Genomic DNA, 24,218 nt, shown 5'->3' on the forward strand with positions numbered 1-24,218 from the left:
CGTTCATCAACACGCTCTCTTGCCTGATCTTATGACTGCCACCGCAACCACCCCATTCCAAACCACAACGATAAAGCCCGGCACCGTGGTGCTCGGCGAAGGCCGGTTTTCCGGCGGCGATGCTTACCGCGCCCTGTTCCGCATTAAAAAAGGGGGCTTCGAATACCTGGGCCAGGTGAATGTGCACCTGGGCGAGGAAGGGGTGCGCCTCGAAATGTTCAACGCCAACTACTTCCAGTTGTTTGACGCTGAACCGGAGGCGGTGATCTCTGCTTTGGAGCGGATTGTGCTCAACCAGCTTCTGGGACGCGATGCACTCAACGACCGCTTTCGGGATGTGATCCATTCACGACTGGAAGAATCCATCCTGCAACCGCTGCAACCTCAATCTCCGGTTGAGGAGGAAGCCGACCCGCGCGATCTGCAGGGCATTTTTGATCGCCTGAATGCCGAGTATTTTGAGGGCAAGGTAGAAGCAACGATCGAGTGGTCCAAGGAAACCAAGGCCGCCAACCGGCGCTCGGTGAAATTCGGGTCTTACGATTCCAGGAAGAAACTGATCCGCATCCATCCGCGGCTCAGGCAGGAATTTGTTCCCCTCCCCGTGCTGGAATTGACCGTTTTTCATGAGATGTGCCATCAGGCCGTTCCGCCGGTGCGCCAGAAAGGGCAGTGGAAAACCCACCACAAGGAATTCAAGGCCCGCGAAAAACAGTACAAGCACTACAAAGAAGCGATGCAGTGGGAAAAGAAGCACTGGGCCAAATTGCTCGCTCCCTCCTCCGAAGAATAACTTTTTCTTGATTTCAATTTAATCACCTCAGGCCCGGTCTTTGTCCGGCGAGCCAATGGGTTCGGTGTTGGCAGATTCCGGCGACGTGGGCAGATTGATAATGAACGTCGTGCCCTTGCCGACTTGGGATTTGACATCAATGTGACCGCCGTATTTTTCCACCACGCGATGCACAATGTTGAGACCCAGACCCGTTCCCGACCCCTGTTCCTTGGTGGTAAAAAACGGATCGAAAATCCGCGTCAGGTGCTCTTCCGCGATTCCGGGTCCCGTGTCGCGGATGGACACTGTGACGGTTCCATTCTGCTGGAACGTTTTGATGGTCAACGTCCCTTTACCCTCCATGGCCTGCACCGCGTTGCGAACAATATTCAGGAACACCTGTTGCAGCTCTTCCGGTTTTGCTTTGACCTTCGGCAAATTCCCATAATGTTTTTCAAGCGCGATATCGTCTGAGTACGAGTCCAGCAGTGCGATGTCCAGCGCCGCATCGATGCGCTCGTTGATGTTGACGGTCTGGTCCGAATCCTGTTCATTGGTGCGGGCGTAACCGGACATGTTCAAAATGACGTTTGCCATATGGCGGGACCGGTCCAGAACTTTCTGGGCATAGGCCTTGATTTTCGGCTCGGTGGCCTGGTCCACAATGGCTTCGGTGTAGCCCATGATGGAATAGAGGGGATTGTTCATCTCGTGTGCGATGCCCGCGGTCAGTGTGCCGAGCCCGGACAGTTTGTCCGCCTTGGTCAACTGGTCCAGAAGTTTTTTCTCTTCTGTGATGTTTTTCATGATGAGGCCGATCCGCCTCCCTTCCATTTGCTTGAATTTCATATCGAAAAACTGGTACGCGAAAAACAGTTCACCCAGTTTGATGGTCGGTTGCCAGTCTTTCGTATGCGGCGTGGTGGGTGCCAGCGGATCCTTGGCGCGATAACTTTCGCTTTGCAGGTGGTGCAGTTTGGGAGGCTGGCCGGTACTGTAGTTTTTAAGCTCCATTGCGAGGAACGCCCATTCCTGATGTTGTTTTACTGGAACCTCTTGCAGGAGTTTGCCAAAGTAACTTTGCCGGAGAAGGCCGGTGATTTTTTCAAACGCCGGATTGGCGTATTCAATGCGCAGGCTGGCATCGAAGATGAGAATCGATTCCGGCACACTCATCAAAATGCTTTCGGTGTACTCCCGCAGGTAAATCACTTCCCGGCTTTTTTCTTCAACCTGTTGCTCGAGCCCGGTGAACGTTTTACGCAACAATGCGTTCATGATATTGATTTCTTCCGCGAGCAGTTCGATTTCATCACCGGTTTTTATCTGGAGGGGTTTCACGGATTCCCCGCGCCCGATGGACTCCGCGGTTTTCTGAAGCTCGCGAATGGGTTGCACAATCCGGTTTGCGGCCAGCGACCCCATCACTGCAATTAGGAGAATGGAGACGAATCCCGCCGCGGCCATCCAGCCGAGAAGTTTCCGCGTAGGCGCAAACAACTCTTCCGAAGACTGCCATGCAAACGTGTACAGTCGCGGCCCCTGGGTCCCGGCAATGATCTTGTTTGTGGAAGCAAGAGGCGAAAAGCCGATGATGGACAGACGGTGACTTCCGTGGCCATCACTCTGAGTTTCCACCCAGTTGGCTTCCGGCCCCGTGACATGTTTCACCAGCTCAGGCTCGCTCAACCGGTGTCCCGTCGGCAGAATGGGGCAGTCCAGCACGACCCCGTTGGAGTTGATGAGCATCACGTGACCGGTCTCCCCGAACAGGATGTTTTCAATCGACGGCGAGAAAAAACGTTTGCTGGAATATAGGCGGTGCAGGACACCCATGCGGGTCTGGTCACGGGTCCGAATCGGTACCGCGATTTCAAAAAGGTACGTGTTCAACTTGGTATCGAAATGCAAACGCCCGAAAGCCTCCGGGAGTCCCTTTTCCATGACACCAACCCATGTTGCGCGTGAACTGTTGTCGCGTTCGGGGTAGTCATTGATGGTGGCCACCAGGTTGCCCGAGGCGTCGGTGACAAACAAAGCCTTGGTGGATTCCACCGCGCTGAGATCATCACGCAAAAAGTTGCTGAGTACGCGGCTCGCTCCATTTCCCTGAATTTCCTGATAGGTGGGGGGCAGGGGGGGGATGCTCTTTAGTGTGTCCTCGGATTCCGTGACCGAGCGGTTGTGTTCCTTGACATTGATGATGAGGGTGGGATGGGAGGCCCAGTGCCGCATCTTTTGAAATTCGTCTTTGATCAATAAATCGATCTTGGTGGATGTTTCATAGGCCAGTGCCTTGAAACTGGCACCGATGACCTGCGTCAGCGACTCGTTTCCCTGAAAGAACGACCACGCCATGGCCAGAACCAAAGGAATGGTACCCACTCCTATGACCATGCCGACCAGCCTGTTTTTCAGCCCGGAACGGACGCGGACGCGCTTTTTGGGTAATGGAGTACCGGCAACGTTCATAACCTGGTCAGGAAGCGACAGGCAAAACACGGCCTGCCGTGGGGAAACCGGGACCTCCACCCGGAACGCATTGTTTCTTAACCCGAATTAGTGAACCCGGGCGGGCACCCTACCTTGTAGTCAATATAGGACCGGACTTCTCAAATTTCATCGGTTTCCCTAAAAAAAGTGGCCGGAATCCCATCCCGGCCCTATGTTTACTACTAATGAGTCGAAGGCCGAAAGGGGGAACCGCCCGGCCGTTATTTTTTCCCGCCTTTTCGGGCGGTGAGAGAGACTGATTTTAAAATTCCTATTGGAGGGACACATGGTTACCGGAAAAATTTTGGTCATTGATGACGAGCAGGATGTCCGGGATGTCATTCGTCTGCAACTGGAACAGCACGGGTTGCACGTGTTGGAAGCGGAAAACGGAGAGGAGGCCATCAAGGTCCTTCATTCTGAAAACAACCTGGTCAACATCGGGGTCATTTTGTGCGACATTCGAATGCCCAAGATCAACGGCATCGAAGCGATCGACTATCTCAAGAAAAACGCCCCGGGAATTCCGATCGTGGTGATCACCGGTTACCCGGATACGGAACTGGCCGTTGGTTTGATGAAGAAGGGAGTCAAGGACTACCTGGTGAAACCGGTAGAAAAAGAGAAGCTGTTCAAGGTGGTGGATCAACTCATCGCCGCCGGCAAGGATTTCGATTTTTGATAAGTTCCCATCCATTCAAGGTAAAAAAGGCTTTGCTTCCGTCCGGTTGCAAAGCCTTTTTTTTTCGACTACATTGCAGGCGGCATGCACAAGCCGTTTGACGGCAATCCCTCATCTTTCACTTCGTAGATCCCGTTTGAATGACCTCCCTTGATGAAAACATTGCAGTGGTTCGCCAGCGCATCTGCGAAGCCGCATTGCGTGCGGGACGAGACCCGGAGTCGGTGCGCCTGGTTGCCGTCAGCAAAACCGTGCCGATGGAACGGATCCGTGCGGCGAGACAGGCCGGTGCGGACGTGTTTGGCGAAAACAAGGTGCAGGAAGCGATGGAAAAAATCGAGACACTTGGTTCCAAAGACTTCCACTGGCATTTCATCGGACATTTACAGAAAAATAAAGTAAAGTATGTGGTCGGGCATTTCGACCTGGTGCATTCGGTGGACAGCACCGCATTGGCGGAGAAACTGGACACGGAAAGCCAAAAGCAGGGTGTGGTCACGAACGTCCTCATCCAGGTCAATGTCTCCGGTGAAGCATCGAAGTTCGGCATCGATCCGGGGAACCTGGAAGACCTTTTGCGCCGGGCCGGTGCCCTTTCCGGCATCGCGGTGAAGGGATTGATGACCATCCCGCCCTACACGCCGGATGCAGAAGAGGCGCGCAAGCACTTTGCGAGTCTGCGCACTCTTCGCGACCGCATGTGCGAATGCAAATTCCCCGGCATCTCGCTGGAGGAGTTATCGATGGGTATGTCCCACGATTACGAAATCGCTGTTGAAGAAGGCGCCACCTGGGTGCGTGTGGGAACGGCGCTTTTCGGCGAACGCTCCGGTTGAGCTGGGTTGGTGATTTTCCCGAATAAATGGAGTGAATTGCAGTGCTGACCAACAAACGAATTGGATTCATCGGCGGTGGAAACATGGCGGAAGCCATGATCAAGGGGCTTTTGTCCGCGTCGTTCATCGAGGCCAAAAGCCTGATGGCGTCGGACATGGTGGGAGAACGCCTGGAGTTTTTGAAGCGCGAGTTCAAAATCAAAACCACCACGGACAACCAGGAACTTGTGCAGAAAAATGACATCATCATCCTTGCTGTCAAACCGCAGGCGGTGAAGTCGGTGTGTACCGGTATTCATGAGCAGATCGATGAGAAAAAACTGGTGATCTCCATTGCCGCGGGCGTCCCCATCCACGCCATCGAGTCCCTCTTGAATCCCGAAGCGGACAAGAAAGTCGGCGTGGTCCGCACCATGCCCAACACCCCGGCCCTCGTTCAGGCAGGGGTGACGGCGCTCTCGGCAAGCGACCACGTGAGCAAGAGCGACCTCAAGGTCGCACACCGTATTTTTGAAGCGATCGGCCGCACGGTGGACGTCCCCGAGGCCCAGTTGGACGCGGTCACCGGGTTGAGTGGAAGCGGCCCGGCGTACATTTTCATGATCATCGAGGCATTGTCGGATGCGGGAGTGAAGATGGGCCTGTCGCGCGATGTGTCGAACGCGCTCACCCTGCAGACGGTCCTCGGTTCCGCCAAGCTGGCGCAGGAAAGCGGGCGTCATCCGGGAGAGCTGAAGGACATGGTGTGCTCCCCCGGCGGCACCACGATTTCCGGTTTGCACTGGCTGGAAAAAGGAGGGCTCCGCACCACGCTCATCAATGCCGTCGAAGCGGCGACGCAACGTTCCATCGAGCTTGGTCGAAACGCGGAAAATAACCAGAATGGAAACGATTCTCAATAGCAGTCCTGCCCCCGGAAACCCCCGCCACGCCACGGTATTTCGCACTTCAAGGCATTGACAGAAAGTCGGAGCGACATGATATTACTTATGGAAGGAGGCCAAGCCCCCTTCCATACAACCGGCGGTTCGGCTGGAAGAAGACCCGAGCAACTGGGTGGAAAGACAAAGAAGGAATCGCGACCGGTTGTATGCCAACCGGGGTAGGCAGAAATGAAGAAACAGGGTTGGCCTACCCCGCGGCGGCGAGAGGTCTTTCAGGAACAAGATGAAAATCCTGAAAGGCTTTTTTATTTAGCGCGGTATTTCTGCACCTCGCCCCAGCCCGCAAGCCCCAGCCCGAGGAACATCAGCCACACCGGGTGCAGGACTTTCTCCGGATCCTTGAACATCAGGATGAGCATGATGATCACCGCCGACATGGCGAGGATGATGCCCCAGTACATCTTCTCCTGTCCCTTGACGAACAGGTCCGGATTCTTCAGCTGCTTTCTCACCTCCGGACGCAATTCAAAATGAAACATGGCGGGGGATCTCCTTAGCGCAGGGCCTGATTCAGGCTTCCGGAGCGGAAACCCAGTATGTCGACGGTGACGAACTGAAATCCGATTTCCCGGAATTTGGATTCGATGATCCGCGCCTGTTCCGGGTCCAGGAGCACCGGCAGCTCGTCCTGCGGTGCCTCGATGCGCGCGATGTCGCCGTGATGCCGAACGCGCACCTGCCTGAGACCCATGGCGAGCAGAACGTCTTCCGCCTGCTCGATCATCGACAGTTTTTCCGTCGTCACTTCCTGTCCGTAGGGCACCCGGGAAGCGAGGCAGGCCATTGCCGGTTTGTCCCAGGTGGGCAGGCCCAGCTCCTGCGACAGGTCGCGCACGTCCTGTTTGGTCATTCCGGAGTCGGCCAGGGGGCTCAGCACCTTTGCCTCGTCTGCGGCCACCAGCCCGGGACGATGGTCGCCCAGGTCGTCGCTGTTGGTGCCGTTCAGGATGTAGGGCAGGCCGCGCTCGGAGGCGATGCGCTTCAGATGATCGTACAGCTCCGTCTTGCAGAAATAACAGCGGTTGGCCGGATTGGCGGTGTAATCGGGATTGTGGATTTCCCCTGTATCGACAATCAGGTGCCGGGCGCCGATGTGCCGGGCGAGTTTTTTCGATGCTTCCAGTTCCCGTTCCGGCACGCTGGGGGAGCGGCCGGTGACGGCAAGCACACGCTCTCCCAAAGCGGCATGGGCTATCGCCAGCACCAGCGTGCTGTCGACCCCGCCGGAAAACGCCACGATCGCGCCCGGAAGCGCCGCGATCTGCGCCTGCATTCGTTTGTGTTTGTCGTATAAGGTCATGGCCGGTTGGTCCGTGCGCTCAAAACAGCGCCGTTACTGGTTACAACTTACCATGTCCCCGGAATAAAAAAAAGATCCGGGAGCAGGGGGGAGGCTCCCGGATCATCAGAAGGAGGTAAAACCAGATTGAAGTTAGCTGCTGACTCTCATTGTATAAAGTCCACGGAGGTCTTGAAAGAAACGGCAAGAACGGGTTTCATGCGGCAGGAAAGGTGCACGAAAACCCTAATTGGGTAGGGTTATTCAAGTAAAGGATATGTTTCAGGAAATGGACGCAGGCCACCCTATTGGGTTACAGTTTGTTGTGTAGAAACTGCAGCGATTGCGATAGAAGAGGGGTTGCGCTGTAACTGGAAATTAAAGTGTGCGATCAGCCGCCGATGGCGTGCATGGCCCGGGCGGGGCGTTCGAAGTCGTCCAGGTTGATCTTGTGGCCCGGTTCCTTGGTGACCAGCGCGGCGCGGATGCGTTGCTCGATGTCCTGGTCCGTGGCCGCGCTGTCCCGCACCAGTTCCTTCAGGTTGTGCTCGTTGGTGGAGAACAGGCAGGTACGCAGTTTGCCGTCGGCGGTCATGCGGATGCGGTTGCAGTAATCGCAGAACGGATTGCTGACGGCGGTGATGATGCCGATCTTGCCCTTGCCATCGGCGAACTCGTATTCGCTCGCCGGGCCGATCTCCAGCGAATCCTGGATCGGCGTGATTTCAAATTTCTTGCTGATGAGGTCGATGATCTCGTGACCGAACAGCACCTTGTCGCGTTCCCAGATGTGGTCGGCGTCGAGGGGCATGAACTCGATGAAGCGGATCTCGAATCCGTCGGAGCGGCCGAGTTCCACCAGTTTCAGGATTTCCGGCTCCGAGAAATTGCGGATGGCGACCGCGTTGACCTTGATCGGGAAGCCCGCTTCGCGTGCGGCGTCGATGCCTTCCATCACCTGTTCCAGGCAGTCGCGGCGGTTGACGTGGGTGAACTTGTCCTTGTCCAGCGCGTCGAGGCTGATGTTCAGCCGGTGCAGTCCCGCTTCCCTGAGCGCCTTCGCATGTTGCTTCAGGAAAAACGCATTGGTGGTCATGGCGATGTCTTCAATGCCCGGCACGGCCCTCAACATGCGTACCAGTTCCGGCAGGTCCTTGCGCAGAAGCGGTTCGCCGCCGGTGAGGCGCAGGCGGAAGATGCCCATTTTGGACACCACACCGACGATGCGGGTGATCTCCTCAAACGAGAGCAGGTGGGAGCGGTCCATGAACTCGACGTTGTCCGCAGGCATGCAGTACGTACAGCGGAAGTTGCAACGGTCGGTGACGGAAATGCGCAGGTTGACGATGCGGCGGCCCATGCCGTCAATCAGAATCGGGCGTTCCTGGCTCTCGGAGATGGACATCGGACTTCCTCTCACGTCGGTGTGACACCCGGGTTTTCCGGCAGTTTGCCATACTCCGGGCAAGTTCGCCCACACTCTTGCAGGTGGGAGTTTATTTGGTAGAATTATACCCTTTTTGAAAAAGCGATGTACACCCCAAATGCTTTTCCCGGCAGAGGGTGGGAAGATTCCGGTAAGGGCATAAAACGAGCCCATCGCCCCACCCGGCGAAGGCGGGAAAAAATAGTTTTTGGGGGAGAGGGGAGACGCTGAACGCCCTGTGTGCCCGCATGCTCCGGAAATGCCGAAAAATCCTTAAAAATATGGAGATTTCCGGCTTTTGGAAGGAACCTGAAAGACGCCTTTGCATCTAATCAGTAAGGGGATGGGTCTGCCTGCTCAAGATTGTCCTGATTTTCCCAGGCGTTTGATATACAATAGGGCCCATCTGACAGAGGCATGGAAACGGGATTGCCCGACTGCGGGAAACCCCTTGTAAACGTTTCAAACACAAAGATTTATAATGTCTGTCGCTGAAGAGAAATTCTCCACCAAATTCGAGGAAGCCGCCAGCAAGCCGAAGCACCGCGGAGCCTTCTACCAGGAAGATGCCACGGAAAAAGGAATGGCATTGGTTGAGGCCAAATTCAAGGATATGAAGCTGTACTGGCTGGTCGACGTGGTCGAGGGCCGGGTTTACAGCGCCAAGTTCTTCGCCTACGGCGGCAAGGTGTCCGTGGGCATCTGCGAGCAGCTGTGCTCCATGGTCAAGGGACTCACCATCGACGAGGCCTGTTCCCTGCTGGGAGCGGACGTCGAACGTGCACTCCGCGACGATCCGGAGGAACCGGCGGTGCCGGAGTCCAAAAAGACCGCGTTCGGCAACGTGCCGGAACTGCTCAAGATCATCAAGGAAAAGTATCCGGAAGCGCAGGCGGTGGCACAGGCCACAGCGTCCATCAGGGACAGCGGCTCCGGAAAACCGAAAAGCACCCGCGAGCTGACCATGCAGGAGCAGGCATGGCTGGACTTGGATGAAGCCGACCAGATCAAGCAGGTCGAACTGGTTCTGGACGAGAAAGTCCGCCCGGCGCTGATGTCCGACGGCGGCAACATCCAGGTATTGGAAGTGGTTGACGGCGAGCGGGTTCTCGTCCAGTATCAGGGGGCCTGCGGCAGTTGCGGCTCTTCGCTGGGGGCGACGTTGTCGTTCATTGAACGGACCCTGCGTCAGGATGTGTACAGCGACCTGCAGGTCGTCCCCAACATGTAATGAATTTTTAGAATCCGTCTCTTAAGGAGTTGGAATATATGGCTAAGGAAACCGCCCGGAATGTCACGGACGTCGATGAGGTCCTGGAGAACCGGGGTGAATACAAATATGGCTGGCGTACGCTGATCGAATCCGAGACCTTCCCCAAGGGATTGAACGAGGATGTCATCCGTGCCATTTCGAAGAAAAAGGAAGAGCCGGAGTTCATGCTGGATTTCCGTCTCAAGGCCTACAAGAAATGGCTGGAGATGAAGGAACCGAAATGGCCGAATGTGCACTATCCGCCGATCGACTACCAGGCCGTGTCCTACTACTCGGCGCCGAAGCCGAAGGAAAAGCTCGACAGCCTGGACGAGGTCGATCCGGAGATCCTGCGCACCTTCGAAAAACTGGGCATTCCGCTGGAAGAGCAGAAGCGGCTGTCCAACGTGGCCGTGGACGCAGTGTTCGACAGCGTCAGCGTCGCCACCACGCACAAGAAAAAGCTGATGGAAGTGGGTATCATCTTCTGCTCCATCTCCGAGGCACTGCAGGAATACCCGGAACTGGTCGAGGAATACCTGGGCACGGTTGTGCCGGTGGGTGACAACTACTTCGCAGCGCTCAACAGCGCCGTGTTCACGGACGGTTCGTTCGTGTTCATTCCGCCGGACACCATCAGCCCGATGGAGCTGTCCACCTACTTCCGTATCAACACGGAAGAGACGGGGCAGTTCGAGCGCACGCTCATCATCTGCTCGGACAACAGCTACGTATCTTATCTGGAAGGCTGCACCGCACCGCAGTTTGACACCAATCAACTGCACGCGGCGGTGGTCGAGCTCGTGGCTCTGGACCACGCCGAGATCAAGTACAGCACCGTGCAGAACTGGTATGCCGGCGACCCGGAAACGGGCAAGGGCGGCATCTACAACTTCGTCACCAAGCGCGGCAAGTGCCAGGGTAAGAAATCCAAAATCTCCTGGACGCAGGTGGAAACCGGTTCCGCCATCACCTGGAAGTACCCGAGTTGCATCCTGCTGGGCGACGACTCGCAGGGCGAATTCTACTCCGTGGCCCTGACCAACGGCCACATGCAGGCCGACACGGGCACGAAGATGATCCACATCGGCAAGAACACCCGGTCGAGCATCATCTCCAAGGGCATCTCCGCGGATCATTCCAGCAACAGCTACCGCGGTCTGGTGAAAGTGAACAAGGGCGCCACCAACGCGCGCAACTACACGCAGTGCGACAGCATGCTGGTGGGCGATAAGTGCAGTGCGCACACGTTCCCGTACATTGAAACCGGCAACAGCTCCGTGCAGGTGGAACACGAAGCGTCCACTTCGAAGATCAGCGAGGAGCAGTTGTTCTATTTCGAACAGCGGGGCATTTCCCGCGAGAACGCCATCTCGGCGCTGATCAACGGCTTCTGCAAGGAAGTCTTCAAACAGCTTCCCATGGAATTCGCCGTCGAGGCGGAAAAGCTCCTGGCCCTGAAGCTGGAAGACAGCGTCGGCTGAGTCCCATCATTCGGAAACACCGGCCAGCCAGGCAGGGCCCCGCGGCTCGATGCCTGGCTGGTCTGTTTTGAAAATCAGAGAGGAACAGGTTAATGCTAGAGATCAATGATCTGCACGCCGGATTCGAAGGCGTCGAAATCGTCAAGGGTGTGTCCCTGACGGTGAACAAAGGGGAGGTTCACGCCATCATGGGCCCCAACGGGTCGGGCAAAAGCACGCTGTCGAAGGTGCTGGCCGGGCACCCCGCTTACCAGGTGACGGCAGGCACGGTGAAGTTTGAAGGCAAGGACCTTCTGGACATGGACCCGGAACAGCGGGCGCTGGAAGGCATCTTTCTGGGTTTTCAGTACCCGGTGGAGATTCCGGGCGTCAACAATGCAGAGTTCCTGCGCATGGCCTACAATGCCAAGCGCGTTCACAACGGTGAAGAGGAACTCGATCCGCTGGACTTCGACGACCTGCTGATTGAAAAGATGAAACTGGTATCCATGGACCCGCGCTACAAGGACCGCGCTCTCAACGACGGGTTCTCCGGCGGTGAGAAAAAGAAAAACGAGATCCTGCAGATGGCGGTGCTTCAACCGAAACTGGGCTTGCTGGACGAAACCGATTCCGGTCTGGACATCGACGCGTTGAAGGCCGTAGCCAGCGGCATCAACAAGCTCACCACCAAGGACAACGCGCTGATCCTGATCACCCATTACCAGCGCCTGTTGAACTACATTGAACCCGATTTCGTGCACGTGTTCTCTCACGGCAAAATCGTCAAATCCGGTGGAAAAGACCTGGCGCTTGAGGTCGAGAGCCAGGGTTACGACTGGGTCGCCACCGCCGCGAAGTGAGGAGAGGGTATGTCCACGACTTTAGATGTGATCAGTGAAAGTGAGCAGGCGGTCCTCGACCTGCACAAGGAATTTCTGAAAGACGCTGTCCCAACCCTGCAACCACTCAACGAAGCGGGCATCCGGCGTTTCGAGGCGGTCAAGTTTCCCCACCGCAAGCACGAGATGTATACCTTCGTCAACACGCACGACCTCACCGAAACTCGGTTTCAACTGACCGGTCACGCGGCCGCCGATGCGAAGGCGGTGGAGGCGGCGGTGTATCCGTCATGCCGGGACCGGGTGATTGTGTTCGTCAATGGTGTGTACGACGAGAAACTGTCCAATACATCGGGACTGGAAGCGGAGGTGACGCTCACGCCGCTCGTCCAGGCCATTCAGGATGCGGCCGTTCAGGAATACCTGCTGGCGACGGTGGAAGAGGAAAACGATGTGTTCGCCGCGCTCAACAGCGGTTTCGTGAAAGACGGCCTCGTCGTGACCGTAGCGGAAAAGGCGGTGATCGAAAAGCCGCTGCAGGTCCTTTACATGTCCACCGGTACGGCCGACGGATCGGCCGCAAGTCACCCGCGCCTTCTGGTGAAACTGCAACCGCGCGCCGAGTTCAAACTGGCGGCGAAGTTCATCGGGCAGGGAGCCGGGTATTTCGTCAACGCGGTGCAGGATTTTCTGGTGGACCCGGACGCGGGGCTGACTTACTGGCAGGTCCAGCAGGACGACCCCGGTGCGTGGCACATGTCCAAAACGCGCGTGCAGTTGCACCGCAACAGCCGTTTCGTGTGTACCAACGGATCGTCGGGCAGCCGTCTCGCCCGCCACCATTACGAAGTCCGTCTGAAAGACGAAGGCGCGGAACTCAACATGAACGGCATTTGCGTTCTCGAAAACGGGGAACAGGCGCACAATTTCGTGCGCGTTCATCACGAGGCCCCGCACTGCACCAGCAACCAGTTTTTCCGCAACGTCATCAACAACAAGGCGCGCGCCAGTTTCGACGGCACCGTGATTGTCGACAAGGGCGCGCAGTTGACCAACTCCGACCAGTTGATCAACAACCTCATGTTGTCGGACGACGGCAAGGCGGACGCCAAACCGAACCTGATGATTTTCGCCGACGATGTGAAATGCACTCACGGCGCGACGGTCGGGCAGATCGACGAGGATCAGTTGTTCTACCTGAAGACGCGCGGCCTGTCCGAGGCGGTGGGCAAGTCCATTCTGACCAAGAGCTTCGTCACCAGCATCATCGATGCGGTTCCGTTTGAGGACGTGGTTCGGGATTTCAATCAATACCTGCTTAAGAAACTGGAGGCCGAAAATGTCTGACTCCGGCACCGTGACGTCCCCCAAACCGGTTTTGGATGTCGATAAAGTCCGCAAAGACTTTCCCGTTCTCTCGCAACAGGTGCACGGTAAACCGCTGGTGTACCTGGACAATGCCGCCACCACGCAGAAACCGTGGGCGGTCATCGAACGGGTCCACAAGTTCGATTCGGAAGAATACGGTACGGTGCGCCGCGGCGCATACAAGATGAGCGAGGGCTCGACGCGCATGTACGAGGAAGCGCGGCAGAAGGTGGCGGATTTGCTGGGCACGCCCGACCGCAACGAGATCATCTTCACCAGCGGCACCACGCAGTCGGTCAACCTGGTGGCGCAGAGCTACGGTCGCAAATTCCTCAACGAAGGCGACGAGGTCATCATCTCCCAGATCGAGCACCACGCCAACATCGTGCCGTGGCAGATGATCACCGAGGAGAAAGGCGCGAAGCTCAAGATCATCCCGTGCAACGACAAGGGCGAACTCCTCATGGAGGAGTATGAGAAACTGCTGAGCCCGAAAACGAAGGTCGTCGCGGTCAACCACGTGTCGAACGCGCTGGGTACGATCAACCCGATCAAGGAAATCATCGATCTCGGCCACAAGGCGGGGGCGGTGGTGTTGATCGACGGGGCGCAGAGCACGCCGCACATGAGCCTCAACGTGCGCGAACTCGACTGCGACTTCTATACTTTTTCCGGCCACAAGATGTACGGGCCGACCGGCATCGGCGGTGTGTACGGCAAGATGGACGTCCTCAAAAGCATGCCGCCTTATGTGACCGGAGGAGACATGATCCGGCAGGTGACGTTCGAGAAGACCACGTTCAACGAGCCACCGTCGCGTTTCGAGGCGGGCACGCCGCCCATCAGCCAGGCCATCGGCCTCGCCGCCGCCATCGAGTACATGCAGGCCGTGGGCATCGACAAGATCGCCGAATACGAACACCAGCTTCTCGAGTACGGCACGCGCCTTTTGGAGAACATCGACGGGCTGCGCATCATCGGCACCGCAGAGAACAAGGCGAGCATCCTGTCGTTTTACCACGATCTGGTTCATCCGCATGACATGGTGACGCTGGTGGATCAGGACGGCATCGCCGTGCGCGGCGGCCACCATTGCGCCCAGCCGACCATGCAGAGGTTCAAGGTTCCGGCCACGACACGCGCCTCGGTTTCGTTCTATAATAAATTCGAGGAGCTCGACGTTCTGGCTGAAAGCATTCGCAAGGCAATCAAGGTATTTTCCTGAATCGGCACCCGATAAAAAGGTGTCAGGCCGAATGCGCCCCGCAGTCCGCCTCTTGAAGGCGGACAGGCGACCGCTGGTTTTGAAAACAAATTGAAGGTAACTTGGGATGTCTTACAGTAACGAGTTGTACCAACAGGTGATCCTGGATCATAACAAAAAGCCCCGCAACTTCCGGGAAATCGATAACGCCACGCACCAGTGCCACGGATTCAATCCCCTGTGCGGCGACGATTACACGGTGTACCTCAACGTCGATGACAAGGGGATCATTCAGGACATCAGTTTCATGGGATCAGGATGCGCCATCTCCAAGGCCAGTTCCTCTCTCATGACCCACAACCTGAAGGGCAAAACGGTGGACGAAGCCAAGGTCATGTTTGACGAGTTTCACCGCATGGTGCTGGGTGAGTTCGACCCCGAAGAAAACAAAGACAATCACCTGGGCAAGCTGTCGCTGTTCAAAGGCATCCGCGAATTTCCTTCGCGCATCAAGTGCGCCAGCCTGTCCTGGCATTCCATGGTGGGGGCGCTGGATAAAAACAGCGACGTCACCACCGAGTAGAACCGGGAGCAACCCGGCCTGGCTCTCTCCTAAGCAAGTCTGGAGGTGAACGATGCCAACCCTCACCCTGACCGACCTCGATTCCCGGACCCGACCGGGCGATCTGTTCCATCCCCTCGACGACGGCAAACTCATCTGCACCGCCTGCGGGCACCGTTGCACCCTGAAGCCCGGCCAGCGCGGCGTGTGCAAGATCCGTTACAACCTGGACGGACAACTCCTCGTTCCCTTCGCCTACACGGCGGGGGTGCAGAACGACCCCATCGAAAAAAAACCGTTTTTCCACGCGCTCCCCGGCACCAATGCGCTCAGCTTCGGCATGCTGGGGTGCGATTTCCGGTGCGCCTACTGCCAGAACTGGTTCACCAGCCAGACGCTCCGCGACGATCGTGCGACACAGAATTACCGACCGACGACTCCGCGGGAAATCTGCGATCTGGCCATCCGTCACGGCTCCAAAACCATCGTCTCCACCTACAACGAACCGTTGATCACGAGCGAATGGGCGGTCGAGGTATTCAGGGAAGCGCGGTCGCGGGGCCTTGTGACCGGGTATGTTTCCAACGGCCATGGCACCCCGGAGGTTCTGGAGTACGTAAGGCCCTGGCTCGATCTGTTCAAGATCGACCTCAAGTGCTTCGACGAGAAAAAATACAAACTGTTGGGCGGAAACTTTCAGGAAGTGCTGGACACCATCCGTCAGGTGCACGAGATGGGATTCTGGCTGGAGATCGTGACGCTGGTCATTCCCGGTTACAACGACAGCGATGAAGAACTGAACGGCATTGCCGAGTTTCTCGCGGACGTCTCTCTGGATATTCCCTGGCATGTGACCGCCTTTCACCCTGACTACAAGATGGGCGATACCGGGGCCACCCCGGTTGTGACGCTGGATCGGGCTCGCCACATCGGCCTTTCCAAGGGACTCCGGTTCGTTTACAGCGGGAACCGTCCGGGAGAGGTGGGCGATTCGGAAAACACGTTTTGCCCGGGGTGCAGGTCCACGCTCATAGAGCGGCGCGGGTTTCGGGTGATTTGCAATCGGCTCGGGGAGCAGGGGGCGTGTCCCGATTGCGGAGAGAAAATTCCGGGCAGGTGGACGCTGGCGGCTTGAAGAAAACCGCTCCGTGGCCGTCAGTTGACGGGGTCGCGCTCGATTTCAAACAGGAAGGTTGAGCCTTTGCCCTGCTCGGTTTCAAACCAGATGCGCCCGCGGTGCAGGTCTTCGATGATCTCGCGGCAGGAAAGCAGCCCGAACCCGTTGCCATCCGGTTTGGATGTGTATACGTCCTTGAACAGAACCTCCTGTATCTCACTGCTGATGCCGTCGCCAAAATCCTGTATGCCCACCTGAACCCGGTGGCCCTTATCATTCAGGTGAACGTGAATTTCTCCTTCCGGCTCGGTGGCGTACCCGGCGTTGATCAACAGGTTCTGGATCACACGTTTGATGTCCAGGTAATTGAACCGGGCGAAGTGCTCCGTCCCATTGTTCTGAAACACAACCGTTTTTCCTTTCAGGTGCTTGTGCAAGCTGATCTCTTCCACGGTGTCGTGCAGCAGTTTGGTGAGATCATAATCGGACTTGGTGTGTTCCACGGTCTTGCTTTTGATGCGTGAAAGACCTTGTTCGACCATGGTCAGCAGATCGCATTTAACGGAAGAGATGGTGTCGTGGCACTTCTGGGCGGTGTCCCACCCCTGCCGGGGCCGATGTTCCTGATTGGTGCCTCGCAGGTTGCCCAGCAGTTCGTAGGCCCAGAACTCCGCATAGCCCAGGGGAGTCAGGCAGTTCTTGAGGTCGTGGGTGAAATGGCGCAATGACAGGATGTCCTGCTCCAGCGCGCCCAGCAGGCCCCGGATGTGCGTTGACAGGATCTGCAACATCTCCCACAGCGCCTGTGGATTGCTGCCCACGGTTTGCCGGAACAATTCCTCCTCAACCTCCAGCAGCAGGCTTTCCTGGCAAGCATGTGCGTTTGCGGACCGTGGTTTGAAGTCGATGAGTGCCATCTCTCCCAGAAGATCCCCGCTTTGCAGCCGGGTAATAAGTTTGCCGCCCCGGGTCACCTCGATTTCTCCGCTCATGATGACAAAAAGAGACTTGCTGGTGTCGCCTTCCTTGAGGAGCACATCTTCTTCCTTCAGGTGCCATTCCCGGCCTTCGCTCAGAAGCTTTTCCAGATTCGCCGTGTCGAGAAGGCCGAAAACCCTGGTTTGCTTCAACAACTGGAGCTTGACGGCCGGTGTTTGAAAAGAGGGATTTTGAGGCTGGATATCGGAACTCATATGGCAGTATCCTGTCGTGTGTTGAAACGAGACTGGTACTATTTATCGTAAAGAAATTACATATCAGGTTCAATGCTTTATAACGTCTTATGGATCTTTGTGATTTGGAAACTTATTTAAAAATAATGGTTTGCGGAATACCCGCTACCGTCTGGGTTCGGAAGAAACATAAGGTCCCGGAGTGTCTGGGGTCTGGTCAAATGCTTTGAAATTTAGGACAATATAGGCAGATTCCCGGGTCATTTCACACATTTGCGGAATCAGATATTATCAACCATTGCGAAAATTCTTTCTGGAATTTAAGCCAATCCGAGCGAGGAAATTGTTTTGCGAAATAAAAAACAAATAGGCAAAGCCCTGGGCCGTGTGCCCAGTGGATTGTTCATTGTGACTGCCTCACATGAGGATCGGGAGGATGCGGTGCTGACGAGCTGGGTCAATCAGTGCTCGTTTGAACCGCCTGCGGTGACCATTGTGCTTGGCACAACCCGGCCGGCACGTTTGCTGGTGGAGGCCTCAGGTGCATTCACCTTGAATATTCTTGGTAAAGAATCCAACAGCCTGCTCAAACATTTCTTTAAACCGCCCGCGGAAGGCGTTTCAATTTTTCAGGGACTCAATGTGTCAAAGGGACACAAGGGAATCAAGATTCTGGATGATTCCGTGGCTTATCTGGAATGCGAGGTTCGCGAACAACAAAGGTTCGGTGATCATATTCTTTATACTGGCGAGGTTGTTGGTGGCAAAACCTTGAAAGGTGGGGAACCCTATGTACACGTGCGCGATACGGGGTTCAGCTATTGAGAGGAAGGAGGTGGGCTATTCCAGCCCCAGCATTTGCTTGAATTCGGTACGTGTCCACAACCAGTAAAACAGGGTGATGACGAAAATGAGGGTCGCCACCGTGCCGATAATGGCAAAAACCAGGCGTTTGGGGTTTTCCTTGTAATAGTCCTTCACGTCCACGGCGAAGCTTTCCACCACGCCTTCGTCGGGACGCTTGCGCCAGGTCTTGTCAACGACATCCTTGCTGTAGATGATGCCGATGATGACGAGGATGATCAGGATTTCAATTGCGCCGATCATGGTTGTGCAGTTCCTTCCCCTGTTGCCGGGCTCAGAGTTTCGAGACCGGGTGCCGGGTCAAACGAAATGTGTTTCTTCGGAGTCTGGCTATCGGGGGTGGTGGCGCTCCAGGCGCAACGGAATCCGTAATCGTCTACCATGGCTGCGGGGTAGCTGTTGTTACGAAAGGAAGCGTATACGAACGACCGGAGGTCCCGCCAGGAGCCTCCTTTCAACACCTTGTATTCGCCGCCGATCTGACCCTTCGGGTTCGTTTTGTGATTTTCCTCTTTATAATACTCCCGGTCATACCAGTCGTCCACCCATTCTTTCACGTTTCCAAGCATGTGAAATACCCCGTAAAAGCTCTTTCCTTCGGGCATGGAATCAACGGGAACCATCACACGGTGCCGGATGTTTTCGTTCCATTGCAGGTTGTAGCGGCTTTTCTGGGGTGAAATGGGATCGTTTCCCCACGGAAACAGGTTGCCGTTCGGACCCCGCGCCGCTTTTTCCCATTCCGCCTCAGTGGGCAGGCGCTGGTCCTTCCATTTGCAGTACGCCGCCGCACCGAACCAGCTTACGTTGTTGGCGGGGTAATTTTCCAGACCGCGCCGTGGAATGAAACTTCCTCCCATTTGTTCGATCGTTCCAAATTTGTTGATTCCGAAAAACCCTTTGGTCTCCGGCATGGCATTCAAAAATTCGGCGAATTCCGCTGCAGACACTTCATGTTTGTCGATGTAATACGTGTCCAGGTAAACCTTGTGTTTCGGCGCTTCATCGTCGCCATGATGATCGTCGCCCATGATGAAAAATCCCTGCGGCACCTTCACCATGCCTGCGGGCACGACCTCACCAATATTTTCCAGCATGGTGCGGGCCTCATCGGCCAGTTCGCCCTTCGGGTTGGTCGAAAGGAAGTCCTTCAGGCGCGACTGGGCCTGCCGGGTCTGTCCGCCTTCGAAAAGAATCCAGCCGGCGAAAAAATCGATCTCCACTAGGCCCGGATACCCGTCACGTGCTTCGTTGAGGTCGTCGATCATGCCCTCGACCGTCTTTTCGTCTTTCGCTTCGAGAGCTCTTCGGTACCACTGCTGCGCGGTTTTGAAGTCTTTTTTCAGGACATGGTAGAAACCGAGGTTCATGTGGGCCAGCGTGGTGAATGGAGAAGGTTTCGGGCTGGCGGTCAGTCCCCGTTGGGTCCACTCCACCGCCTTGTCCAGCTCCCCTTTGCGGTAATGCACCCAGCCCATTTGCACGTAGGCCGGAAGGCTTTGCGGGACCCGCTCGAGGATGTACTCGTACTGAACGATGGCCTTGTCGAAGTCGTCCATCAGGTAATACGCCTCGCCCATGCGCTCGTTGATTTCCAGGCGTTCAGGAAACGTTCCCTGCATCCATTCGAATACTCCGAGTGCCAGTTGAGCCTCCCCCATTTCCAGCAGGATGTTGCCCATCTGCATGCGCACTTCAAACTGGCCGGGTTGCAGGCGGTCGAGCAATTTGGTGTGGAGCAGGGCGGCAATGTGATTTCCCGTTTGCACGTACAGGCGCGAGAGCAGGTCGTGCACCGGTGGAAAACGCGGTTCCCGCTCCGCCACTTGTAAGAACGTTTCTATCGCCTCGTCGGTGCGGTCCGCCTGAGCGTACGCCACGCCCAGGTTGAACAGCGACGACAGGTTTTCCGGATCCGCTTCCAAAGCTTTTTTGTACTGGGCGATGGCGTCTTCCATACGGCCCATCTCGGAATAAACGTTGCCAAGGTTGTTCAGCGCGTCGATGGATTCCGGATTGATCTCTGTGGACAGGCTCAGGTAGAACACCGCGGTGTCGGGGTGCTGGTTGCGGTAAAATGTGAGACCCACATTTGAAAAATACGCGCCCAGCGTTTGCCGGGCGTTGAGGTTGGTCAGAAAGTACGATGCGTTTTCCGCAACCTGAAAACGGTCGCGGTAAAAATCATCTCCAAACTGGGCACCATCCTGTGTCGCCTCGATGTTGACGCGGTATTGGGCTGACTGGTACCGCACGAAAAAGTGATTCGGCAAAGGCACACCGTAGAGGGGCAGGTCCAGCCGCTGGCCGAGGATCAAATATAGCAAGGACAGGTTCATGCAGTAACCACGTTTCGTCTCCAAAAGGCCGTGCAGGAACAGCTCCGCAGGAACCGTCGGCATTCCCGCCGCATCCACGGAATCAGTGAACCGGTATCCTTCCTGCTTGTGGATGAGGCGGGTGAGCACTTCAACGGTTTTCTGCGGGGTCGGCTCTTCTCCCAGTTGTTGTTTTGCCTTGCCGGTGAGATCGTCCAACTGCTTGCGCAGGCGATCGAGATCGAGCGCCGGCTGCCAGTGTTTGGAGACCAGCAACAGGGTTTCGGACAGGTCGATTTCGTCCGGAGGACGATTCACCGCTTTCCGGATCGTGTCTTCCGAGACAGGTGCGGCGGCGGTGTTCCAGGGAAGGCACAGGGTCAAAATGAAAAAGAAAACAAGGGTAAGACGAGCGGGACGGGAAATCATACGGTACCTGGCGACCTCTTTTAAGGTGAAAAGGCAGTTCGGAATTTTTCCTATTATATCAAATGCAGGGACATTGACGAGACCCCGCTTTCGAGCCGGAAGACCGTCTCATTCCCGCCGAAGCATCCAGCCTTCCACCAGGAACACGCATGCCAGCAGAAACAGAAAGGGACCCACCAGGGGCAGGCCGCCTTCCACCTGTGACGATTCCCTGATGTCGGAATCGCGGAGAACCGTCACCGCATAACCAGGCAGGAATTTTTTCACCTCGTCCGGTGTGAGGGTTTCGGTCACGGATTCGGTCGTGTCGATGTTGACCGTCACGGTGCCGATGTACCGCGCATCCGCCGGAAGCTGATTGACTCGCGTGCCCGAATCGCCTTCACTGCGTTCGCCCTCAGGGGATTGGGTTGACTGGTACAGGCGGTAGGGTCCGGGGGTCCAGGTGTCCTGGAACTGCAAATCCGAGTCGCCGGTTTTTTCCAAAGCAAGGATACCCCCGCCCGGCGTTACGATGTAAGCATACGGCCCGACCTCTTCCATCACGATGGGGTGGCCCACCTTGAGATCCTGATCGGACAAACTTTCCAGGCTTTGCGCGATGTACTTCACCCAGCGTTGCACCCACGGCAAAAACGTGGGCTGGATGGGGAACTGGTTCCAGTCGCGGTCGACACTGGAGGTGAATAGCATCACCTTGCCGCGGCCGAAAGATGATTCCACCAGCGCCGGGTACTCGTTGGTGTAGCGCATAGGTATCAGGAAATCGCGGTCCGCCCGCGGTGCCACGCTGTACAGCGCATAAAAAGCCACCTGCGCCATCTGTTGCATGGATTTTCCCTGAAACGTGCGGAGCACCGGGTGCGGGTTTTCACCCCCCTGCAATCTAAAAGGTTCACTCTTCCCATCGACCTGGTTGAGTGTCTGGAGGGTAACGGGAAGCAGAATGCCCATTTTCTCATTGTAGAATTTTGCGTCCACCTGGTCGCCCAGCGATATGAACAGGCCGCCTCCCCGTTTCACAAATTCCTCCAGCCTGCGTTCGTAGTCAAAGGGCAGGGACCGGACGTTGCACAAAATGACCACGGAGTACTGTTCCAGTTTGCGGTCAGGGAGTTCCGCCAGGGTCGAAACCGTAGGCTGGATGTCCGTCACGTTGGCGCGAAACGGGTTCAAGGCCTTTTCCACGTAAAACGATTCGTTCTGGTGCGATACACCGCGCGGATCGCCATCGACAATCAGAACCTGGATCTTGCGGTCGGGTTGAAACGAGAACAGCCTGCGGTTATCGACGTTCTGTCCGTCGTCCTGGATTTCAACATAACCCTGCACGGCCTCCCTCCCCAGATATGGAAAGGAAAACGCCTTGTCCACGCGGCCGCCAGCCGGCAGGTCGATGAAATCCTCGCTTTTGGTTTGGCCGTCCACTACAAGCGCCACTCGCAATTGGGAGATGGCAATGTCCGGTTGCAGGTTGACGATGCTCGCCTCCACGCGCAGGATGCGATTGTTGGTGAGAAATTCCTGCGTCAGGTCAACGTGCTCCACCAACGCGCGGTTTTTTTCCATGCGGTGTGCGGAGAAGTCGATGACCTTGATCGGCACCGATCCGGGATCCTCCGTCAGGTTCTCCAGTTCCTTTTCCTTCCAGCCGTTACGGTCGAGGTCGGTCAGCACGAAGATTCGCCGGTTTTCCTCCTTTGCCGTGCTCAGCAGGTCATACGCTTTGGTCAAGCCCTGGCCAATACTTGTGGTCTGAAACGATGGTTTCGAAAGCTTGAGCAGTTTGACGATCTGGGCCGCATCGCCGGTCCAGTCCTGCACCACCCGGGCCGGATTGGAGGCGTAAACGAGGCTGAAGGTGTTGTTGGCGGGAAGGCGTTCCAGCAAAGCCGCCGCAAACGCCACAGTCTGGTTATAGAGGGTCTGGTCCTTGGACTGGGCCGCCATGCTATAGGAGTTGTCCACGAGGATCACGTTGGCGGTCGGTTTCGACGGAAGGAACTCCTCCGGTCCGCCGAAGGAAAAGATGGGGCTCGCCAGGGCGAGGCTCAAACACGCGATCGCCAGGCAACGGAACAGCAGGAGCAAAAGCCGGTTCGGTTGCGAGCGGCGGATGCTCCGCTTCTGCACCTGCTCGAGCAGGTAAACAGCCGAGAAGGGGATCCGTTTCTGCTGGCGACGGGTGAGCAGGTGCACCAGGATGGGCAGGGCGATGCCCAGCAGGCCCAGCAAAAACCACGGTGATAAAAACTGGAGACTCATAGTTTCAGCAGGCTTTTGCGCCGGAGCAGGTAATAACGGAGCGCCTGTTCGAGCGGCGTCGCAGTGTCCAGAAACTGGTAATCGATTCCTAGGGATGGGCAGTTGGTCTGGAAATGGCCGATGAAATCCTGCACGGCGGCCTGGTATTGTTCGCGCACGTCTGCCGGATCCAGGCCGACAGGAAGGTCGTCCTCCAGCGATTCGAACATGATGTCGCCGTCGAAAGGCAGGTGGATTTCATCTGGATGCAGAACCTGGAACAGTAAAACTTCCAGTCCGCGCGAGCACAGGAACTTCAGGGTTTTCAGGACATCGTCGTCGCGAACCAGCAGGTCGGAGACCACTATGATCATACCGCGGCCCGGCAGCCGTTCTATGATGTCGCCCACCACCTGGCTGATGTGCGTTTCCCCCTGAAACTCGCAACCCGCCAGCGCATGCAGGATGTGCTGGAAATGCGACGGTTTGGATCGCGGCGGGATGTGGTTGGTCACCGACCGGTTGAACGTGAGCAGTCCCACCGCATCGAACTGCTTGAGCAGCAGGTACGAAAACGCCGCCACCAGCGTGCGCACGTACTGCGCCTTGGGCATGGCGTCCTGTTTTTTGAGCGGCGAGGCGTAGCCCATCGATCCGCTGGTATCCAACAGGATGGTGCATTTGAGGTTGGTGGACTGCTCGAACTGCTTGACGTGGTACTTGTCCGTTTTGCCGACCACCTTCCAATCGATATGCCGGATGTCGTCGCCCGGGGTGTATGCCTTGTATTCCGCGAACTCGACGCTGGATCCCTTGTGGGGACTGCGGTGCTGCCCGGAAAGCAAACCCTCCACCAGCGTCATGGCGCGCAGGCTGAGTGATGAAATTTCCGAAAGGGTTTCCGGGCGATACAGGGTTGAAGGGTCTTCGGCCATGAATGGACTCTCA

General features: G+C 56.5%; 21 protein-coding genes. 12 read left to right on the top strand and 9 right to left on the bottom strand.

The window, feature by feature from the left end; all coding sequences use genetic code 11:
* Positions 1–31: 31 nt before the first annotated feature.
* Entirely contained in the window at positions 32–793 is a 762-nt protein-coding gene (locus tag ACTRW9_RS05215) for a SprT-like domain-containing protein (protein ID WP_442428551.1), read from the top strand.
* Positions 794–820: 27 nt separating this feature from the next.
* Here ACTRW9_RS05215 and ACTRW9_RS05220 read toward each other — a convergent pair whose 3' ends face one another.
* Positions 821–3,247 (bottom strand): ATP-binding protein, encoded by a 2,427-nt coding sequence (locus ACTRW9_RS05220; protein ID WP_442428552.1) that lies wholly within the window; start codon positions 3,245–3,247, stop codon positions 821–823.
* A 307-nt stretch (positions 3,248–3,554) separates the two neighbouring features.
* On the opposite strand from ACTRW9_RS05220, the gene ACTRW9_RS05225 reads away from it, so the two are divergent.
* The 3 genes from ACTRW9_RS05225 to proC all read left to right on the top strand — a co-directional run bounded on the left by ACTRW9_RS05225 (position 3,555) and on the right by proC (position 5,688).
* Positions 3,555–3,950 carry a response regulator gene (locus ACTRW9_RS05225; RefSeq protein ID WP_442427206.1) on the top strand — a complete coding sequence of 132 codons (396 nt, stop codon included), beginning with the start codon at positions 3,555–3,557 and terminating at the stop codon, positions 3,948–3,950.
* 140 nt (positions 3,951–4,090) lie between these two features.
* Positions 4,091–4,786 carry a YggS family pyridoxal phosphate-dependent enzyme gene (locus ACTRW9_RS05230; RefSeq protein ID WP_442428553.1) on the top strand — a complete coding sequence of 232 codons (696 nt, stop codon included), beginning with the start codon at positions 4,091–4,093 and terminating at the stop codon, positions 4,784–4,786.
* 35 nt (positions 4,787–4,821) lie between these two features.
* Positions 4,822–5,688 carry a pyrroline-5-carboxylate reductase gene (gene proC / locus ACTRW9_RS05235; RefSeq protein WP_442428991.1) on the top strand — a complete coding sequence of 289 codons (867 nt, stop codon included), beginning with the start codon at positions 4,822–4,824 and terminating at the stop codon, positions 5,686–5,688.
* A 287-nt stretch (positions 5,689–5,975) separates the two neighbouring features.
* On the opposite strand, the gene ACTRW9_RS05240 is transcribed toward proC, so the two are convergent.
* The 3 genes from ACTRW9_RS05240 to moaA all read right to left on the bottom strand — a co-directional run bounded on the left by ACTRW9_RS05240 (position 5,976) and on the right by moaA (position 8,414).
* Positions 5,976–6,209, bottom strand: coding sequence for a hypothetical protein (locus ACTRW9_RS05240; protein WP_442427204.1), 234 nt, complete (start codon positions 6,207–6,209; stop codon positions 5,976–5,978).
* A gap of 14 nt (positions 6,210–6,223) precedes the next feature.
* Positions 6,224–7,030 carry an ATP-dependent sacrificial sulfur transferase LarE gene (gene larE, locus ACTRW9_RS05245; RefSeq protein WP_442428554.1) on the bottom strand — a complete coding sequence of 269 codons (807 nt, stop codon included), beginning with the start codon at positions 7,028–7,030 and terminating at the stop codon, positions 6,224–6,226.
* Positions 7,031–7,400: 370 nt separating this feature from the next.
* Entirely contained in the window at positions 7,401–8,414 is a 1,014-nt protein-coding gene (gene moaA, locus ACTRW9_RS05250) for a GTP 3',8-cyclase MoaA (RefSeq protein ID WP_442427202.1), read from the bottom strand.
* Positions 8,415–8,916: 502 nt separating this feature from the next.
* Here moaA and ACTRW9_RS05255 point away from each other — a divergent pair.
* From ACTRW9_RS05255 to amrS, 7 genes are all read left to right on the top strand, one after another.
* Positions 8,917–9,666 (top strand): NifU family protein, encoded by a 750-nt coding sequence (locus ACTRW9_RS05255; protein ID WP_442428555.1) that lies wholly within the window; start codon positions 8,917–8,919, stop codon positions 9,664–9,666.
* 38 nt (positions 9,667–9,704) lie between these two features.
* On the top strand, positions 9,705–11,171 hold the full coding sequence (gene sufB, locus ACTRW9_RS05260) for a Fe-S cluster assembly protein SufB (RefSeq protein ID WP_442428556.1): 1,467 nt from the start codon (positions 9,705–9,707) through the stop codon (positions 11,169–11,171).
* Between the two features lie 92 nt (positions 11,172–11,263).
* On the top strand, positions 11,264–12,013 hold the full coding sequence (gene sufC / locus ACTRW9_RS05265) for a Fe-S cluster assembly ATPase SufC (RefSeq protein ID WP_442428557.1): 750 nt from the start codon (positions 11,264–11,266) through the stop codon (positions 12,011–12,013).
* Positions 12,014–12,022: 9 nt separating this feature from the next.
* Positions 12,023–13,339, top strand: coding sequence for a Fe-S cluster assembly protein SufD (gene sufD / locus ACTRW9_RS05270; RefSeq protein WP_442428558.1), 1,317 nt, complete (start codon positions 12,023–12,025; stop codon positions 13,337–13,339).
* On the top strand, positions 13,332–14,585 hold the full coding sequence (locus ACTRW9_RS05275; protein WP_442427197.1) for a SufS family cysteine desulfurase: 1,254 nt from the start codon (positions 13,332–13,334) through the stop codon (positions 14,583–14,585). Before sufD ends, ACTRW9_RS05275 begins: the two co-directional genes overlap by 8 nt.
* Positions 14,586–14,691: 106 nt before the next feature.
* Entirely contained in the window at positions 14,692–15,147 is a 456-nt protein-coding gene (gene sufU / locus ACTRW9_RS05280; RefSeq protein WP_442427196.1) for a Fe-S cluster assembly sulfur transfer protein SufU, read from the top strand.
* Positions 15,148–15,199: 52 nt separating this feature from the next.
* Positions 15,200–16,261: an AmmeMemoRadiSam system radical SAM enzyme gene (amrS, locus tag ACTRW9_RS05285; RefSeq protein WP_442428559.1), complete on the top strand. Its 1,062-nt coding sequence runs from the start codon at positions 15,200–15,202 to the stop codon at positions 16,259–16,261.
* Between the two features lie 20 nt (positions 16,262–16,281).
* Here amrS and ACTRW9_RS05290 read toward each other — a convergent pair whose 3' ends face one another.
* The gene (locus ACTRW9_RS05290; RefSeq protein WP_442427194.1) at positions 16,282–17,436 is read right to left on the bottom strand and encodes an ATP-binding protein; all 1,155 of its coding nucleotides are present in this window, start codon (positions 17,434–17,436) and stop codon (positions 16,282–16,284) included.
* 327 nt (positions 17,437–17,763) lie between these two features.
* Between ACTRW9_RS05290 and ACTRW9_RS05295 the strand changes: the two genes are divergently transcribed.
* A complete protein-coding gene (locus tag ACTRW9_RS05295) occupies positions 17,764–18,240 on the top strand; it encodes a flavin reductase family protein (protein WP_442427193.1) in 477 nt (158 codons plus the stop codon).
* Positions 18,241–18,255: 15 nt separating this feature from the next.
* On the opposite strand, the gene ACTRW9_RS05300 is transcribed toward ACTRW9_RS05295, so the two are convergent.
* The 4 genes from ACTRW9_RS05300 to ACTRW9_RS05315 form a co-directional block, all read right to left on the bottom strand.
* The gene (locus tag ACTRW9_RS05300; protein ID WP_442428560.1) at positions 18,256–18,522 is read right to left on the bottom strand and encodes a hypothetical protein; all 267 of its coding nucleotides are present in this window, start codon (positions 18,520–18,522) and stop codon (positions 18,256–18,258) included.
* Entirely contained in the window at positions 18,519–21,026 is a 2,508-nt protein-coding gene (locus ACTRW9_RS05305) for an SUMF1/EgtB/PvdO family nonheme iron enzyme (RefSeq protein ID WP_442428561.1), read from the bottom strand. Before ACTRW9_RS05305 ends, ACTRW9_RS05300 begins: the two co-directional genes overlap by 4 nt.
* Positions 21,027–21,134: 108 nt before the next feature.
* Positions 21,135–23,291, bottom strand: coding sequence for a BatA domain-containing protein (locus tag ACTRW9_RS05310; RefSeq protein ID WP_442428562.1), 2,157 nt, complete (start codon positions 23,289–23,291; stop codon positions 21,135–21,137).
* Complete coding sequence (locus ACTRW9_RS05315; RefSeq protein WP_442428563.1) at positions 23,288–24,205, bottom strand: DUF58 domain-containing protein; 918 nt, start codon at positions 24,203–24,205, stop codon at positions 23,288–23,290. Before ACTRW9_RS05315 ends, ACTRW9_RS05310 begins: the two co-directional genes overlap by 4 nt.
* Positions 24,206–24,218 lie beyond the last annotated feature (13 nt).

The sequence above is a fragment of the Nitrospina sp. 32_T5 genome (genome assembly GCF_052156635.1).
Classification (GTDB): Bacteria; Nitrospinota; Nitrospinia; order Nitrospinales; family Nitrospinaceae; genus Nitrospina.